The organism is Mesorhizobium sp. IMUNJ 23033, assembly GCF_044778005.1.
Classification (GTDB): Bacteria; Pseudomonadota; Alphaproteobacteria; order Rhizobiales; family Rhizobiaceae; genus Mesorhizobium; species Mesorhizobium amorphae_A.
In genome coordinates this window covers 34,381-49,513 of record NZ_JBJACT010000021.1, presented here as the reverse complement: position 1 = coordinate 49,513, position 15,133 = coordinate 34,381, and the positions used below count along the sequence as shown (strand labels likewise).

At 64.5% G+C, this 15,133-nt stretch carries 13 protein-coding genes and 1 pseudogene; 13 read left to right on the top strand and 1 reads right to left on the bottom strand.

The genetic code is table 11. The features are described 5' to 3' along the window. The first annotated feature begins 17 nt into the window (after positions 1-17). The 6 genes and pseudogenes from ACFX5Q_RS21605 to ACFX5Q_RS21580 all read left to right on the top strand — a co-directional run bounded on the left by ACFX5Q_RS21605 (position 18) and on the right by ACFX5Q_RS21580 (position 5,774). Positions 18-1,070, top strand: coding sequence for a substrate-binding domain-containing protein (locus ACFX5Q_RS21605; protein ID WP_404281294.1), 1,053 nt, complete (start codon positions 18-20; stop codon positions 1,068-1,070). Positions 1,071-1,147: 77 nt separating this feature from the next. Continuing rightward, on the top strand, positions 1,148-2,671 hold the full coding sequence (locus tag ACFX5Q_RS21600) for a sugar ABC transporter ATP-binding protein (RefSeq protein ID WP_404281293.1): 1,524 nt from the start codon (positions 1,148-1,150) through the stop codon (positions 2,669-2,671). After that, positions 2,672-3,649: an ABC transporter permease gene (locus ACFX5Q_RS21595; RefSeq protein WP_404281292.1), complete on the top strand. Its 978-nt coding sequence runs from the start codon at positions 2,672-2,674 to the stop codon at positions 3,647-3,649. Beyond that, positions 3,646-4,521, top strand: coding sequence for a MurR/RpiR family transcriptional regulator (locus tag ACFX5Q_RS21590; protein ID WP_404281291.1), 876 nt, complete (start codon positions 3,646-3,648; stop codon positions 4,519-4,521). Before ACFX5Q_RS21595 ends, ACFX5Q_RS21590 begins: the two co-directional genes overlap by 4 nt. Next, positions 4,518-5,409, top strand: a pseudogene (locus ACFX5Q_RS21585) (ribokinase). Before ACFX5Q_RS21590 ends, ACFX5Q_RS21585 begins: the two are co-directional and overlap by 4 nt. 8 nt (positions 5,410-5,417) lie before the next feature. Then, positions 5,418-5,774: a hypothetical protein gene (locus tag ACFX5Q_RS21580; RefSeq protein WP_404281290.1), complete on the top strand. Its 357-nt coding sequence runs from the start codon at positions 5,418-5,420 to the stop codon at positions 5,772-5,774. A gap of 36 nt (positions 5,775-5,810) precedes the next feature. Here ACFX5Q_RS21580 and ACFX5Q_RS21575 read toward each other — a convergent pair whose 3' ends face one another. Further along, positions 5,811-6,818, bottom strand: coding sequence for an aldo/keto reductase (locus ACFX5Q_RS21575; protein WP_404281289.1), 1,008 nt, complete (start codon positions 6,816-6,818; stop codon positions 5,811-5,813). 183 nt (positions 6,819-7,001) lie between these two features. Between ACFX5Q_RS21575 and ACFX5Q_RS21570 the strand changes: the two genes are divergently transcribed. The 7 genes from ACFX5Q_RS21570 to ACFX5Q_RS21540 all read left to right on the top strand — a co-directional run bounded on the left by ACFX5Q_RS21570 (position 7,002) and on the right by ACFX5Q_RS21540 (position 15,033). Then, positions 7,002-7,226, top strand: a complete 225-nt coding sequence (locus tag ACFX5Q_RS21570) for a hypothetical protein (RefSeq protein ID WP_404281288.1) — start codon at positions 7,002-7,004, stop codon at positions 7,224-7,226. 327 nt (positions 7,227-7,553) lie between these two features. Then, positions 7,554-10,049 carry a DNA ligase D gene (gene ligD, locus ACFX5Q_RS21565; protein WP_404281287.1) on the top strand — a complete coding sequence of 832 codons (2,496 nt, stop codon included), beginning with the start codon at positions 7,554-7,556 and terminating at the stop codon, positions 10,047-10,049. A gap of 243 nt (positions 10,050-10,292) precedes the next feature. Then, positions 10,293-11,243, top strand: coding sequence for a toll/interleukin-1 receptor domain-containing protein (locus ACFX5Q_RS21560; RefSeq protein ID WP_404281286.1), 951 nt, complete (start codon positions 10,293-10,295; stop codon positions 11,241-11,243). Between the two features lie 109 nt (positions 11,244-11,352). Further along, complete coding sequence (locus ACFX5Q_RS21555) at positions 11,353-12,258, top strand: Ku protein (RefSeq protein WP_404281285.1); 906 nt, start codon at positions 11,353-11,355, stop codon at positions 12,256-12,258. A 14-nt stretch (positions 12,259-12,272) separates the two neighbouring features. Further along, entirely contained in the window at positions 12,273-13,376 is a 1,104-nt protein-coding gene (locus ACFX5Q_RS21550) for a tetratricopeptide repeat protein (RefSeq protein WP_404281380.1), read from the top strand. A 232-nt stretch (positions 13,377-13,608) separates the two neighbouring features. Continuing rightward, positions 13,609-14,253, top strand: a complete 645-nt coding sequence (locus ACFX5Q_RS21545) for an alpha/beta fold hydrolase (RefSeq protein ID WP_404281284.1) — start codon at positions 13,609-13,611, stop codon at positions 14,251-14,253. A 9-nt stretch (positions 14,254-14,262) separates the two neighbouring features. Next, positions 14,263-15,033, top strand: coding sequence for an exodeoxyribonuclease III (locus tag ACFX5Q_RS21540; RefSeq protein ID WP_404281283.1), 771 nt, complete (start codon positions 14,263-14,265; stop codon positions 15,031-15,033). The last annotated feature ends 100 nt before the right edge of the window (positions 15,034-15,133 follow it).

Here is a 15,133-nt window from a genome sequence, read left to right as displayed (position 1 = left end):
CCAAGGGAGGAATGACCATGAAACTTCTGCTTGCCGCCGCCACCGCTGCCCTGATGGCTTTGTCCAGCGGCTCGGCCTTTGCCGCCGACCTTGCGCCGCTCAACTCCGATACCGAGAAGGACCGCATCGACTGGTCGCAGCTGGAAGCAAAGTTCGGCGCGTTCCCCAAATTGCCCGACGGCACCAAGGCCGGCGCCGTCTCCAAGACGCTGACCAACGAATACTGGCGCTCGCTGGGCGAGGGCTACAAGGCATTCGGCGACCGCGTCGGCGTGCCGGTCGTCTATCAGGCGGCGCAAAGCGAGGGCGACCAGCTCGGACAGCTAACCATCGCCGAGGGCTTGGTGACGCAGGGCTACAATGTGCTGCTCGTCTCGCCGCAGACCGACTCCAATCTGCAGCCGATCATGGAACAGGCCAAGGCAGCCAATGTGCCGGTCGTCAACGTCAATGACGCCGTCATCCCGCAGGCCGAGCACTATGTCGGCAATGTCCAGCGCGACAATGGCGTGCGCGTCGCCAAATGGTTCATCAAGAACCGGCCGAATGGTGGCAAGGTCGCCATCGTCGAGGGCCAGGCCGGCGTCTATGCCGCTGTCCAGCGCACCGACGGCTTCAAGACCACCATCACCGAAGGAGGCAAGTTCGAGGTCGTCGCCAGCGTGCCCGGCAACTGGGACCGCCAGACCTCCTATGATGCGGCCACCAACATCCTGCAGCAGCACCCCGACCTGATCGGCTTCTACGCCAACAATGACGGCATGGCGCTGGGCATCGTCGAGGCGATCAAGGCGGCCGGCCTGCAGGACAAGGTCGCCGTGTTCGGCACCGACGGCATCTCCGACGCCTATGCCTCGATCCGCGCCGGCGAATTGACCGGCACTGTCGACAGCTTCCCGGTGCTGACCGGCGAGGTGGCGCTGGAAACGGCGCTGCGTCTCGTCGCCGGGCAGAAGCTGCCGCGCGTCGTCGCCACGCCGCAGGCGCTGATCACCAAGGACAATGCCGACCGCTATTCCGGCCCCGATGCACGCAAGGCATTGCTCGAGGACGCGGCCGTCGGCCAGTAGCACAAAAGACAGGGCGAGGCGGCGGGTGTCGGCAGAGCATTTTCGCTCGGCTGAGACTTGCCCGGAGAATGGTACCAATGTCACCCCGGCTGCAATTCGCAGGTATCTCCAAGCTGTTTCCTGCCGTGCGGGCCCTCGACGACGTGTCCTTCTCGGTCGGCGCCGGCGAGATCCATGGCCTGCTTGGCGAGAACGGCGCCGGCAAGTCGACGCTGCTGCGCGTCCTGTCGGGGGTCTACCGGCCGACAGCGGGAAGCGTCCTGATCGACGGCCAGCCAGTGACGCTGAACAACCCGGTCGCGGCGCGCGCCGCCGGTGTCGCCATGATCCATCAGGAACTGCAGCAGGTGCCGCGCCTCAGCGTCGCCCAGAACATGTTTCTCGGCCATCCGCTGACCCGTGGCGGCATCTTTGTCGCCAGAGGCGAGCAGGAACGCCGCGCCGCTGAAGCCCTTGCCGCCCTCGACCCATTTATCGATCCGGCAGCCCCGCTCGGCAGCCTGAAGGTGGCGCAGCGGCAGATTGTCGAGATCGCCCGCGCGCTGCTCGATCGCGCCAGGATCGTCGCCATGGACGAGCCGACATCGAGCCTGACGCCGAGCGAATTCGAGCGCCTGGCCGAGGTCATCGTCGGCCTTGCCCGCGACGGCGTCGCGGTCGTCTATGTCTCGCACAAGCTGGACGAGGTGTTCGGCATCTGCAAGCGCGCCACCATCATGCGCGATGGTGCCGTGGTCGATTCCGTTGATCTCGCGCAGGTGTCGGAAAAATCCGTCGTCGCCATGATGGTCGGCCGCGAGCTTGCCCAGGAACAGCACCGTTCTCATGCCACCGGCGATGTCAGGCTCATCGTGCGCGGGCTCGCCTCGGCGACCAAGGTGCACGACGTGTCCTTGAACCTCAATCGCGGCGAGGTGCTGGGCATTGCCGGCCTGGTCGGCTCGGGCCGCACCGAGTTGCTGCGGCTCTTGGCCGGCGCCGACCGTGCGTCGTCCGGTACCATCGAGATCGACGGCAAGGCGGTCAGGTTTTCCGGCCCGCGCGACGCCATCGCCGCCGGCATCGGCCTGGTGCCGGAGGAGCGCAAGCGCGAAGGCATCGTGCCGTTGCGCTCCATCACTAGCAACATGGCGTTGGCCTCGATGGGCGTGTTCGCGCCGCGCAGCGTCATCGATCATCGCCGCCTGAAGCGGGTGGCCGCCGAGAAGATGAAGCGGGTCAATCTCAGGCCGTTCCTGCTCGACCGGCCGATCCGCCTGTTCAGTGGCGGCAACCAGCAAAAGGCGATCATCGGCCGCTGGCTCGCGGCAGGGACCCGCATCCTTCTGTTCGACGAGCCGACGCGCGGCATCGATGTCGGCGCCAAGGCGGAGATCTACCACCTGATCGAAGAGCTCGCCGCCGAGGGCCATTCGGTTGTTGTCGTGTCTTCCGAACTGCCCGAGGTGATCCGGCTTGCCGACCGCGTGCTGGTCATGCGCGACGGCACGGTCGCTGCCGAGCTCGACCGCGCAAGTCTCAGCGAACAGGCGATCGCGGCGCATGCCATACCACAAACGCAAATGCAGGCCGGCAAAACCGGACCGCAGGCAAGGCAGTAGATGACGGACATATCGGAAAATACAGCAACGCGGCCCAAGGCGGATTTCCTGCACCGGTTTTCCATGCGCGACGCGGGCACGCTGATCGGCCTGATCGTCATCCTCGCCGTCTTCGGCGCGCTGGTGCCGGGCTTCTTCGCCGAGCGCAATTTGATCAACATCCTGCAGCAGTCGAGCATCAACGCTTGCCTGGCGCTGGGCATGACGCTGGTCATCATCTCCGGCGGCATCGACCTGTCCGTCGGGCCGACAGCTGCACTTTCGGCGGTCATCTCGGCCTCGATGCTGGTCGCGGGCGTGCCGTTTCCGCTCGCCATCGCCTCGAGCTTTGCCATCGGCCTTGCCTGCGGCGTGCTCAACGGCGTGCTCGTCGCCCATGTCGGGCTGCAACCCTTCATCGTCACGCTGGGAACGCTCAGCACCTACCGGGCGCTGGCGCTGATCTACACCGGCGGCAATCCGGTACTTGGCCTGCCGGCCGGCTTCCGCGCCATCTTCAACGGCTCGCTGTTCGGCCTGCCGCTGGCGGTCGTCATCGTCGCCGTCGTCGCGCTGGTCGCCTGGATCATCCTCAAGAAGACGCCTTTCGGCGAATATCTGCTCGCCGTCGGCGGCAATGAGGAGGCCGCCTACATCGCCGGCGTACCGATCGCCCGCACCAAGATCGCCGCCTACATGATATCGGGACTTCTGGCGGCCCTTGCCGCGCAGATCCTGATCGGCCGGCTGGGTGCCGCCGAGCCCATCCTTGGCAATCTCTGGGAGCTTGACGCGATTGCCGCGGCCGCTATCGGAGGCGCCTCGCTGATGGGCGGCAAGGGCAGCGTCATCGGAACCATTCTGGGCGCCGTCATCCTAGGCGCCATGCGCAACGGCCTGACGCTGATGAACGTCCAGTCCTTCTATCAGCTGCTTGCAACTGGCCTTATAATCCTCGCCGCGATGCTTATCGATCGCGTGACGAGGGGACGTGGATGACCTTGAGCAGCCTGGATCTGAAAGCCGTAGGACCGCGCATCCGCATGATGATGCCGCATCTGACCCCACTGGAGGCGAAGGTGGTGGAGACCGTCTTCGGCCGGCGCGGCTTCGACGACACCATTCCGCTGAAGCAGATCGCCGAGGAGGCCGGCGTCTCGGAGGCGATGGTGGTCAAGATCGCCAAGAAGCTCGGCTTTTCCGGCTATCGCGACTTCCGCACCGCCGTCTACGAGTACAGCCGCCTGCCGACCGCCGAGATGCATCAGGAACTGTCGGCCGACGACAGCTCGGCCGAGATCGTGCAAAAGGTGTTCCGCACCTCGATCCAGGCGCTGGAGGAGACGCTGGCCATCCTCGACATGGAGGATTTCGACCGCGCCGCCGATCTGCTCTACAGGGCGAAGAACCGCGACTTCTACGGTGTCGGCGGTTCGGCTCAGATCGCCCGCGACGTGTCGCACAAATTCCTGCGCATCGGAATCCGCGCCTCGGTCTACGACGACTCCCACATGATGCTGATGTCGGCCTCGCTGCTCGGCGCCGACGACGTCGCCGTCGGCTTCTCGCATTCCGGCAACACGTCAGCCGTCATCGACGCCATCCAGCTTGCCAGGAAGAGCGGCGCCCGCACTTTAGCCATCACCAATTACGACAACTCCCCGCTGGCCCAGATTGCCGACATCGTGCTGTGCTCGACGGCGCAGGGCTCGCCGCTGATGGGCGAGAACGCGGCCGCGCGCATTGCCCAACTCAACATCCTCGACGCGCTGTTCGTCGCGGTCGCGCAGCGCGACTACCAGGCGGCGGAGCGCAATCTCGGCCGCACCATGTCGGCAGTGACGTCGAAACGAAAAGACCGGGGCACATGACGCCGTCGACAACGCCGCTGGTCACCGTCTTCGGCAGCCTCCATTACGACATCATGGTCGATGCGCCCGACCGCCCGCGCAAGGGTGAGACGGTGACGGGCCATGCCTGGCACCCCAAATGTGGTGGCAAGGGCGGCAAACCAGGCGGTGTCGGCGGCGCGGGCCGGCGTGCGTGCGGCGATGATCGGCGCCGTCGGGGACGATGATTTCGGCAGGGCGCTACTCACCAATCTCGACCGCAACGGTGTGAACCGCCGCTTCGTGCGGATCGAACCCGGCGCCGGCTCCGGCATGAGTGTCGCGATCTTTGACGCGAGCGGCGACTATGGCGCGGTGATCGTCTCGGGCAGCAATCTCACTCTGGGCGAACAGGACATCGCCGCCGCCCGCACAACGATCGCCGAAACCTCGGTGCTGTTGTTACAGAACGAGGTGCCGGAAGCCGCCAACATCGCCGCCGCCTGCGCCGTGAAGTCATCCGGCGGCTGTATCGTTCTTAACGCCGCCCCGGCTCGCGAACTGTCGGGCGAATTGATCGCGCTTGTAGACATCGTCATCGTCAACGCCATCGAGGCAGAGTTCCTGGCCGGCGTGCCGGTCGTCGACACGCTGCAAGGCGCCGTCGAAGCGGCGCGCCGCCTGGTAGATGCCTACCCGGCCGCGATCGTCACAGCCGGTGGGGATGGGGTCGCCTATTGCGACCAAACGGGTGAGGCCCTCGCGCTGGCGGGCATTCCGGTGAAGGTCGTCAGCACCCATGGCGCCGGCGACGAGTTCGTTGGAGCGTTTGCGACCGCACTTGCTCGTAGCGAGCCGGTCGAGGCGGCACTTGCCGCCGCCAACGCCGCCGCAGCTAGGCTGGTGGCGACGCCGGAAGGGGAGCGGTGAGGGGCGAGATGGTACGTGAAATCAGGGATTTGATTGAGTTTTTCAGGCCACATGTTCGCGAAGCTGAGACACTCGATAGGCTGCGCAAGATGGTCGACAACCGCGGTTCCTGGTCGAAGGCGTATCACCTATTCGGTCACATCCGGCATAAGACGCTGCGTGCAGAGAGGGCCAAGGACAATCAAGCCATTGCGCAGTACATGTTCGAGGAGGCATGCGCAAAAGCTCTCTTCAATCTCACACGCGGTGCGGCACCGTTCGATGCTGACTCGCCATACTGGGTGGTGCCGAATGCTCTGGTCTGCGCACGCAGCCTTGGGCTCGATCAGATGGAGGTGGTGAATATCGTCACCGCCGGCGATTGACGGCCCGAAGCGTCATTGGCCGCGGACGCCCAGACCCTACCGATCGATCATCGACATCGTCCGCTCGCCGTAGCGCGGGCCTGCGACCTTGCCTGGTGCCAGCGCCACGTCGAGTGCCAGCATTTCGGTGGCATCGAGTTCGATCGCGGCCGCCGCGACGTTTTCCTCCAGATAGTGTCGCCGCTTGGTGCCGGGGATCGGCACGATGTCGATGTCGAAATCATTACCCTTGTGCAGCAGCCAGGCCAAAGCGATCTGCCCGGGCTTGACCCCTTTGACACCGGCGATGTCGCGCACGGTTGAGGCCGCCGCGACATTGGCGTCGTAATTGGCGCCCTGGTAGCGCGGGTCGCCGCGCCGGAAATCGCCTTCCGGATAGTCTTCGGCGCGTTTGACGTCGCCGGCGAGGAAGCCGCGGCCGAGCGGCGCGAACGGCACCAGGCCGATGCCGAGTTCCTTGAGCAGCGGCATGATCTCCGGCTCCAGATTGCGCTCCCATAGCGAATATTCGCTCTGCACCGCCGACACCGGATGCACGGCGTGCGCGCGGCTTATGTTGGCCGCACCTGCTTCCGACAGGCCGAAGAAGCGCACCTTGCCCTCGGCGACAAGCTGGCCGACCGCACCGGCCACGTCCTCCATCGGCACATCCGGATCGACGCGGTGCTGGTAGAGCAGGTCGATATGGTCGGTGGCGAGCCGGCCGAGCGAGCCTTCCACCGCCTCGCGTATATGTTCGGGCCGGCTGTCGCGGTCGGTGCCGACCTGCTTGCCGTTCTCGATGCGGAAGCCGAATTTGGTGGCGATCGTCACATCGGCGCGCCGGCCCTTCAGCGCCCGGCCGAGCAATTCCTCATTGATGTAGGGGCCGTACACTTCCGCCGTATCGAGGAAGGTGCAGCCGAGCTCGATGGCACGGTGCAGCGTCGCGATCGACTCCGCCTCGTCGGCCGGCCCGTAGGACTGGCTCATGCCCATGCAGCCGAGGCCGATCGCCGATACCTGCAGCCCCTGGCTGCCGAGTTTGTGTGTGCCGAGGGTCATCTGCCTATCTCCGGAGAAAAGTATCTCGGTGAAACTATAGGGGCCGCCTGCCTTGCGTCCAGCCGGCCGAGGGCGAGGCGAGGGGGAGATCGCGCGTCGCCGCCTCGCAAATTGACTCAATCGACGCTCTCCGCCATCCTTAAGGCAGGTCGCCCATGGCGGCCATGTGTGAAGAGTGAGCCGATGGCCAGTCCTGTCACTGCCCAGAAATCCAAGCGCGCCGCGGTGCGCAAGGCGCTTGATCGCCACAAGGTCTATGTCACCGCGCAGAGCTTCTCCGGCGGCGCCTATCAGGCGCGCGTGCTGGTCGACGGCGAAGCCTATTGGGTCGATGAGTTCCGGCTGAGCCAGCTGCAGCGGGGCTTGTCACCTGCCGAGCTCGAACTGACGCCGGCCACCGACGATTGAGCCGCGTGATCCCTTCGTCATCCCAGGGCGGAGCAGGAGCGAAGCGACGTCGCGCAGACCCTGGGATCCATGCCGTGACGTGGATCAAAGAATGCGAGCGGATCAGAAGTAGCGCTCTGTCGCGCCCCCCTCTGTCCTGCCGGACATCTCCCCCACAAGGGGGGAGATCGGCAGTTCCGGCGCTCCGCTCCTTGCAACGTTACCGATTGGCGAAATCGGCGGTGACATCCAATCTCCCCCCTTGTGGGGGAGATGTCCGGCAGGACAGAGGGGGGCGCGAAGGAATGAGGCGATTGTTCCCGTCTGCCGCGCGCCTCGGTTTCTGACATGCCAGCCCCTTCCAAACTCAAAGCCTATCGCGCCAAGCGCGAATTCACCAAAACGCCGGAGCCGGCGGGCGGGCTGCTTGCCGATGAGGGCAACCGCTTCGTCGTCCACAAGCACCACGCCACCGCCGACCATTACGATCTGCGCTTGCAGGTTGGCGACGTGCTGAAGAGCTGGGCGGTGCCGCGCGGTCCTTCGCTCAACCCGGCCGACAAGCGCCTGGCGATCGAGACCGAGGACCATCCGCTCGAATATATCGACTTCGAGGGCGTCATCCCCGAAGGCGAATATGGCGGCGGGCCGATGATCGTCTGGGACACGGGCACCTGGGCGCCGATGGACGATGTCGAGAAGAGTTTTCGCACCGGCGCCTTCAAGTTCCGCCTCGCCGGCGACAAGCTGAATGGCGGCTGGATGCTGACCAGGCTGAAGCCCAAGCCCGGCGAGGACGAGGGCAAGAAGAACTGGCTGCTGTTCAAGGAGCGCGACCTCGCCGCCGACACCAGGCTCGACATTCTCAGCGAGCGGCCGGAAAGCGTGAAATCCGGCCGCCGCATCGAGGAGCTGGTGGCGCCGCCGAAGCCTGCGGCAAAACCTGCCAAACCGCTTGTACTGAAGGCCGGCGCGCTGCCCGGCGCCGTGCAAGGCCCGGCACCCACCCGCATCGAGCCGCAACTGGCGACGCAGATGGCAAAACCGCCAGGCAGCGACGATCCCGCCGAACGCACCGGCGAGACCTGGCTGCACGAGATCAAGTTCGATGGCTACCGCACCGCGGCGCATCTGGCGGACGGGCAGGTCAGGCTGATCACCCGCGGCGGCATCGACTGGACGAAGCGCTATGGCGACCTGCCGCACGCTTTCGCCAAACTGCCGTGTCACGATGCCATCATCGACGGCGAGATTGTCGTGCTCGACGCCAAAGGCATCAGCCGTTTCGCCCTGCTGCAGGATGCGCTGGCCGAAGGCGCCGGCAACAAGCTGCATTTCTATGCCTTCGACCTGCTTTATCTGGACGGCTGGGATCTGAGGAAAGCGCCGCTCATCAGGCGCAAGGCGCTGCTTGCGCAACTGCTCGCCGGCCTCGGCGCCAACTCCGCCATCCAGTTTTCCGACCATGTCGAAGGCGGCGGGCAGGGGCTTTACGACCAGGTGACGGAGCTGGGATTGGAAGGCGTCGTCTCCAAGCGCGCCAGCGCCAGCTATCAGAGCGGCCGCACCAAGAGCTGGACCAAGGTCAAGGCGCTACAAAAGGACGATTTCATCATTGCCGGCTATACCACCTCCGATGCTGCCGAAGGGCTGGCCGCTCTGGGCATGGCCGAATTCGAGGACGGCGAGTTGCACTATCGCGGCAAGGTCGGCACCGGCTTCGATGCCGAGACGGCACGAGAATTGCTCGCCCGGCTGGAGCCGCTCACCGCAGGCGCCACGCCGCCGGAGGGCGTGCCGCGCGAGATCATGCGCGAGATGAACTGGGTGCGGCCGCTGCTGTCGGCCCGCATCCACTATGCCAACCGCACCGCCGACAATGCGTTGCGCCACGGTGTTTTCCGTGGCCTCAGGGATGTCGGCCTGTCGACGCCGGTCTCGGCCAAGCGTAAACGCCTGATTTCGGAGGCCGACCTCGCCACCATCTGGGTCACCAATCCCGAGCGGCGGCTGTTCGGCAAGACCGGGCCGACCAAGCTCGACATCGCCGTCTACTACGCGCTGGTCGGCGACTTCATGCTGCCGCACATCATCGGCCGCCCGGTATCACTGGTGCGCTGCCCGACCGGCCTGCCAAAGGACTGTTTCTTCCAGCGCCACGCCTTCACCGGCATGCCGCCTTCGGTGGCTGTCTTCGAGTCGATCAATTCCGAGGGCGAGACCAAAACCTACCTGTCCGTGGAGGATGCAAAAGGCTATCTGGCGCTCGCCCAGTTCGGCGTCGTCGAGTTCCACACCTGGGGCACGCACCGCACGAAACTCGACAAGCCCGACCAGATCGTCTTCGACCTCGACCCGGGCGAGGGGATTGCCTGGCGCGAGGTGGTGGAGGCAGCCGTGCACATCAAGGGCGGATTGGAGGCGCTGGGACTGGTGCCCTTCGCCAAGACGTCCGGCGGCAGCGGCATCCACATCACCGTGCCGGTGACGCAGAAGCAGAACTGGAAGAAACTGCACCAGGCGACCAGCGCCATCTCCACCCATCTGGCCGCCACCGCGCCCGACACCTTCACCACCACCATGGGCAAGGAAAACCGCAAGCGCCGCATCTTCATCGACTACCATCGCAACGCCCGCGGCCATACCTCGGCCGCGCCCTATTCGCTGCGCGCCCGCACCAATCTGCCGGCCTCGACCCCGGTGAGCTGGACGGATCTGGAGTCGATCGATGCGCCGCAGGATTTGAACTATGCATCGCTGCCAGGGTTGCTGGCGACGTCGGGCGATCCCTGGGCCGAGATCGATGAGTTTGCGCGGGATTTGCCGGTGTTTGAGGGAAAGTAGCTCAGGAGCGTCAGCGCAACCTCAACGCGTTATCATCCTAGAGCGTTGCAAGGAACGAAGCGACGCGGCACCCTCCCGGTGGCTGAAGAATGCAACGGACCTGAATGGTCGCTCCATGGGCATTGAGTCCCCTAAGGTCGCGATAACCGTTGGGTGCGAGAAATTGTGAATTGTGGGTGCGAGCGGTCTTGCGTCGCCTCAAGAAGTTGCCGACCCGTCCATCGTGCGGCATTGTGCGGCGACATGGCCAAGAAATCTACTTTCGAATACGATGTCGCCCTGTCGTTCGCCGGCGAGGACAGGGCAGTGGCTGAGGCTGTAGCGACAATCGTCAGACACCACTCTGTGCGGGTGTTTTACGACGAATTTGAGGTCGTTTCACTTTGGGGGAAGGACCTCTATCAGCACCTCAGCGAAATCTATCAATCCAAGGCACGATTTTGTGTGATCTTGTCATCCAAGCACTATGCCGACAAGCTCTGGACGAAGCATGAGCTAAAACAAGCGCAAGCGCGTGCGTTCAAACAAAACCAAGAATACATTCTTCCTGTTAGATTGGACGACACAAGCCTTCCTGGGATCAGTCAGACGATTGGCTACTTGGATCACAGGAAGGTAGGCGACGAGGGTGTTGCCGCTCTGCTGCCTAAGAAGCTTGGGATCAAAGAGCCCTTACTGCCTGAATCGCTCTCAACTCAACCGGAGTTTGTAGAGTATCAAGGCCAACGCATGCACCGTGCTCATCCTGCACAAATCGTCCTTGCTCAAACACAGCCGCATACACTGATAACGCAGGCGCTACCTAGAATACGTTATGGCAGCGAGCCTTGGATTATAGAAGACGGAATAACCCCTAAGCAGCACTGTCATGATTGTGGTGTTCTTGTGGGACAGTACCATACTCACGGATGCGATGTTGAGGTCTGCAGTCTCTGCAATGGGCAAGCAATTTCTTGTGGCTGCGTCCACAGGCCAATTACGACCGAACAACTTGCTCGATGGGAAGACGGTGAGGAAGACGTCTATTTTTGGGTCAGACTTCTCGGTGGCGGGACACGCGTCGCCTCTCCGGTCGTCATCCTCGGGCCTGATCCGAGGAGGAGGGGTGCCATCGACGCTTCCTACAATTTGAATTATTCTCCATCGTCAGCCCCATCCGTCGGCAACCCAACCCGCGCTAAAACATTTCGCTAGGGATTTGCCGGTATCTTGAGGCTCGATGTAGGATTTCCGCAGCCTCCTTCGTCCTTCGGACGAAGCGCTGCAAAAAGTTTGTCAGTGCATGGCCGCGTAGGAGTGTTTCATGGCGCCCAGGGCAAGTTGGAAAGGTTACCTCAAGCTCAGTCTGGTCAGCTGTCCGGTGCGGCTATACCCCGCCACCAGCGCGAGCGAACGCATCAGCTTCAACCAGCTGCATAAGAAGACCCACAACCGCATCAACATGAAGCCGGTCGACCCCGAGCTCGGCCTGGTCGAGCGCTCGGACCTGGTCAAGGGCTACGAATACGAGGACAAGCAGTATATCATCATCGATGATACCGACCTCGACGCGGTCAGGATCGAATCCAACCACACGATGAACATCGAGGCCTTCGTCGACGAGGACGAGGTGGATGTCATCTACCAGGACGCGCCCTATTATCTGGCGCCGGACGGCGCCATGGCGGAAGAGACCTTCGCCGTGCTGCGCGAAGCCATGCGCAAATCCGGCAAGCTGGCGATCGCCCGCCTGGTGCTGTCCAGCCGCGAGCGCGTGGTGACCATCGGCGCGCGCGAGAACGGTATGTTCGTCTGCACCTTGAGGAACCCGAACGAAGTGCGTGGAACGGCTGAATATTTCGGCAACATCCCGGCCGGCAAGCCGGATGCCGAAATGCTGCAGCTCGCCGAAGCGCTGATCAAGCAGAAGGAAACCACCTTCGATCCGAAGAACTACGAGGACCGCTACGAGATCGCGCTGATGGCGATGATCCGCGAGAAGCTGAAGGGCCACAAGCCGATCATCGCGGCGGCCCCCGAGCGCGGCAACGTTATCAACCTCATGGATGCGCTGAAGGCCAGCCTGTCGCAGCAGGCCAAGCCGCCGGCCAAGTCGAAGAGCAAGGCGGACGAGGCCGAAAAGCCTGCCGCCAAGGCCAAGGCAGGCGCTGCCAAGGAAAACCCGTTGAAGGCCAACCTTCTGAAGGCCGTCGGCAAGAGCAAAGGGTGACGGCGGCCACCGGTATAGTTCCACCCGGCGCCGTCTTCGGCGTCGTCGGCGCGCTGGCGGCGTTTCCGCTCAGGCTCGCCGCGCGCGAGGTCGAGCGCCGGCAGGGCCAGTTGCGGCGCGGCGTCACCCGGCGCACGACCCATGTCGTGTTCGGCCGCGCGCTGCTCGCCAAGGCAGCGATCACCAAGAACGGCGACGCCCAGATCGAGCGCCGCGTCCTGGCCGAGCGCGCCGCCGACCGCGCGCTCGCCAGCGAAAACGGTTTTTTGCGCCTGCTCGGCCTGATGAAAGCGCCGGAGGCGTCCGCACTTTCAAGGCAGTCGCTCCTCGACCAGTCTCGGCTAGGCGCCACCGATCTCGACCTGCTCTCGCTCTTCGATGCCTTCGAGCACGATAGCGAGCCCTATTCCTTCCGCGACCTCATCCTCGCCCGCAAATATGCCGGGCTGATATCGGGTGGCGCGTCCTGGGGCGCGATCGCGCGCTCGGTGCACCGCTCCGGCCCGGTCGCTTCGCTTACCGCCAAGTCGCTCAATGTCGGCTCGCAGCACGGGCGCCCGGATGCGATCTATCTCGAGGATGGCCAAAGCGAGCTCGACGGCCAGCTGCTGTTCGATCTCGGGTCCCCTGACGATGACACGCTTGAGGAGCTGTTCGCGGAGGCCGAAGCGGCGGAGGAGGACGGCCGTCACGACGATGCGACGGCCCTCTACCAGCGTTGCCTCGCCATCGATCCGACCGACGCCATCGCCGCCTTCAATCGCGCCAACTGCCTGCGCGGCGCCAGCCGCACGGCGGAAGCAGCACACGACTATGCCCGCGCCATAAAACTCGACCCAGCCTTCGTCGAGGCCTGGTTCAACCTTGCGGGGCTTATGAGCGACGAGGGCCGCGTGGCCTCGGCCCGCCGGCATCTGCAAAAGGCCATCGCGCTCGACAAGACCTATGCCGATCCGGTGTTCAACCTGGCCCGGCTGGAATTCGATGCCGGCAATTTGCTAGAGGCGCGCCGCAACTGGGCGCGCTACCTCGAACTCGACGCCAGTTCCGAATGGGCGCGTATGGCGACCAAGGGGATCCAGTTCGTGGATTTGCAGCTGGCACGGACGGCGGGGTGACGATGGTTGGCGAAGGCCGAGATGACGGCCAATCTCCCCCCTTGTGGGGGAGATGTCCGGCAGGACAGAGGGGGGCGCTGTCCCGCCGACCGATCGGCTCGTTTCAGAGCGTATTGTTCCGGGGAGATTTGACCGAAGGCCCGCGTTCCTTCGCGCCCCCCTCTGCCCTGCCGGGCATCTCCCCCACGAGGGGGGAGATCGGCGCCGTCACCGTCGCGCGAAGGGCCACCCCATGACCTATTTCCTCTTCGACGGCGACGACAACGCCCCTGTCACCATCCTGCTTGCGCATGGCGCCGGCGCGTCGATGGACTCACCCTCGATGACCGCCACGGCCAAGGCACTGGCAGCGGCCGGCTTCCAGGTTGCGCGCTTCGAATTCCACTATATGGCCGCCCGCCGCTATGGCCACCGCAAGCCGCCGCCGCGCGCCGAGACGGTGAACCCGGAATACATCAAGGTGATCGCCGACCTCAGGGCAAAGGGCGTGGGCGGCCCGCTGATCATCGGCGGCAAGTCGATGGGCGGGCGCGTCGCTTCGATGGTCGCCGACGAGATGTTTGCCAAGGGCGAGATTTCGGGCCTCGTCTGCCTTGGTTACCCCTTCCATCCACCCGCCAAGCCGACGCAGTTGCGGACAAAGCATCTTGCGGAGCTGAAGACGCCGACGCTGATCTTCCAGGGCACGCGCGACGAGTTCGGTACGCCGGACGAGGTCGCGACCTACGATCTCTCCGACCGCATCGAAATGGTCTGGCTGGAGGACGGCGATCATGACCTTAAGCCGCGCAAGAGTATCTCCGGCTTTTCCGCCGCCGATCATCTGAAGACACTGGCCGAGGCGGTCAAGGTGTGGACGGGCAGGATCACCGCCTGACGCCGCCCGATGAAGATCGCCAGCTTCAACATCAACAACGTCAACAGCCGGCTGGATAACCTGCTGGCCTGGCTCGCCGCAGCAAAGCCCGACATCGTCTGCCTGCAGGAGCTGAAAGCGCGCGACACGCAGTTTCCGCGCTCGGCGCTTGCCGCGGCCGGCTATGGCGCGGTGTGGAAGGGCGAGCCGACCTGGAACGGCGTCGCCATTCTCGCGCGCGGTTCCGAACCGGTGCTGACCCGCGATGTCCTGCCCGGCGACGAGGCCGACAAGCAGAGCCGCTACATCGAGGCGGCGGTCAGCGGCATCGTCATCGCCTGCCTCTATGCGCCGAACGGCAACCCGCAGCCCGGCCCGAAATTCCAGTACAAGCTCGCCTGGCACGAAAGGCTGGAGGCGCATGCCGAGCAGCTGTTCGACACCGGCCTGCCGGTGGCGCTGGTCGGCGACTACAACATCGTGCCCGAACCGCGCGACATCTACCCGACCCGCTCCTATGACGACAACGCGCTGGTGCAGCCGGAGAGCCGGGCGTCGTTCCAGCGGCTGCTCGACCAGGGCTGGCTCGACGCGCTGCGCAAGAAGCATCCGAAGGAAACGCTCTACACATTCTGGGATTATCGCCGCAACCGCTGGCCGCGCGACGCGGGGCTCAGGCTGGATCACATCCTCCTGTCGAAGAAGCTCGCCAACAAGCTCACCGCCGCCGGCATCGACCGCGCCGTGCGCGGGCAGGACGGCGCCAGCGACCACGCGCCGGTGTGGGTGGAGTTGCGGTGAGGGAGACGCCTTCCCCTTCTCCCCTTGTGGGAGAAGGTGGATCGGCGCGCAGCGCCGAGACGGATGAGGGGTACTGGAAGAAATGAGGCGTCAGCGATCA

What these genes read in the sequence shown, in the direction of transcription:
- ACFX5Q_RS21605 (WP_404281294.1), top strand. Translation starts at nt 18, where the DNA reads ATGAAACTTCTGCTTGCCGCCGCCACCGCTGCCCTGATGGCTTTGTCC.
- ACFX5Q_RS21600 (WP_404281293.1), top strand. Translation starts at nt 1,148, where the DNA reads ATGTCACCCCGGCTGCAATTCGCAGGTATCTCCAAGCTGTTTCCTGCC.
- ACFX5Q_RS21595 (WP_404281292.1), top strand. Translation starts at nt 2,672, where the DNA reads ATGACGGACATATCGGAAAATACAGCAACGCGGCCCAAGGCGGATTTC.
- ACFX5Q_RS21590 (WP_404281291.1), top strand. Translation starts at nt 3,646, where the DNA reads ATGACCTTGAGCAGCCTGGATCTGAAAGCCGTAGGACCGCGCATCCGC.
- ACFX5Q_RS21580 (WP_404281290.1), top strand. Translation starts at nt 5,418, where the DNA reads ATGGTACGTGAAATCAGGGATTTGATTGAGTTTTTCAGGCCACATGTT.
- ACFX5Q_RS21575 (WP_404281289.1), bottom strand. Translation starts at nt 6,818, where the DNA reads ATGACCCTCGGCACACACAAACTCGGCAGCCAGGGGCTGCAGGTATCG.
- ACFX5Q_RS21570 (WP_404281288.1), top strand. Translation starts at nt 7,002, where the DNA reads ATGGCCAGTCCTGTCACTGCCCAGAAATCCAAGCGCGCCGCGGTGCGC.
- ligD (WP_404281287.1), top strand. Translation starts at nt 7,554, where the DNA reads ATGCCAGCCCCTTCCAAACTCAAAGCCTATCGCGCCAAGCGCGAATTC.
- ACFX5Q_RS21560 (WP_404281286.1), top strand. Translation starts at nt 10,293, where the DNA reads ATGGCCAAGAAATCTACTTTCGAATACGATGTCGCCCTGTCGTTCGCC.
- ACFX5Q_RS21555 (WP_404281285.1), top strand. Translation starts at nt 11,353, where the DNA reads ATGGCGCCCAGGGCAAGTTGGAAAGGTTACCTCAAGCTCAGTCTGGTC.
- ACFX5Q_RS21545 (WP_404281284.1), top strand. Translation starts at nt 13,609, where the DNA reads ATGACCTATTTCCTCTTCGACGGCGACGACAACGCCCCTGTCACCATC.
- ACFX5Q_RS21540 (WP_404281283.1), top strand. Translation starts at nt 14,263, where the DNA reads ATGAAGATCGCCAGCTTCAACATCAACAACGTCAACAGCCGGCTGGAT.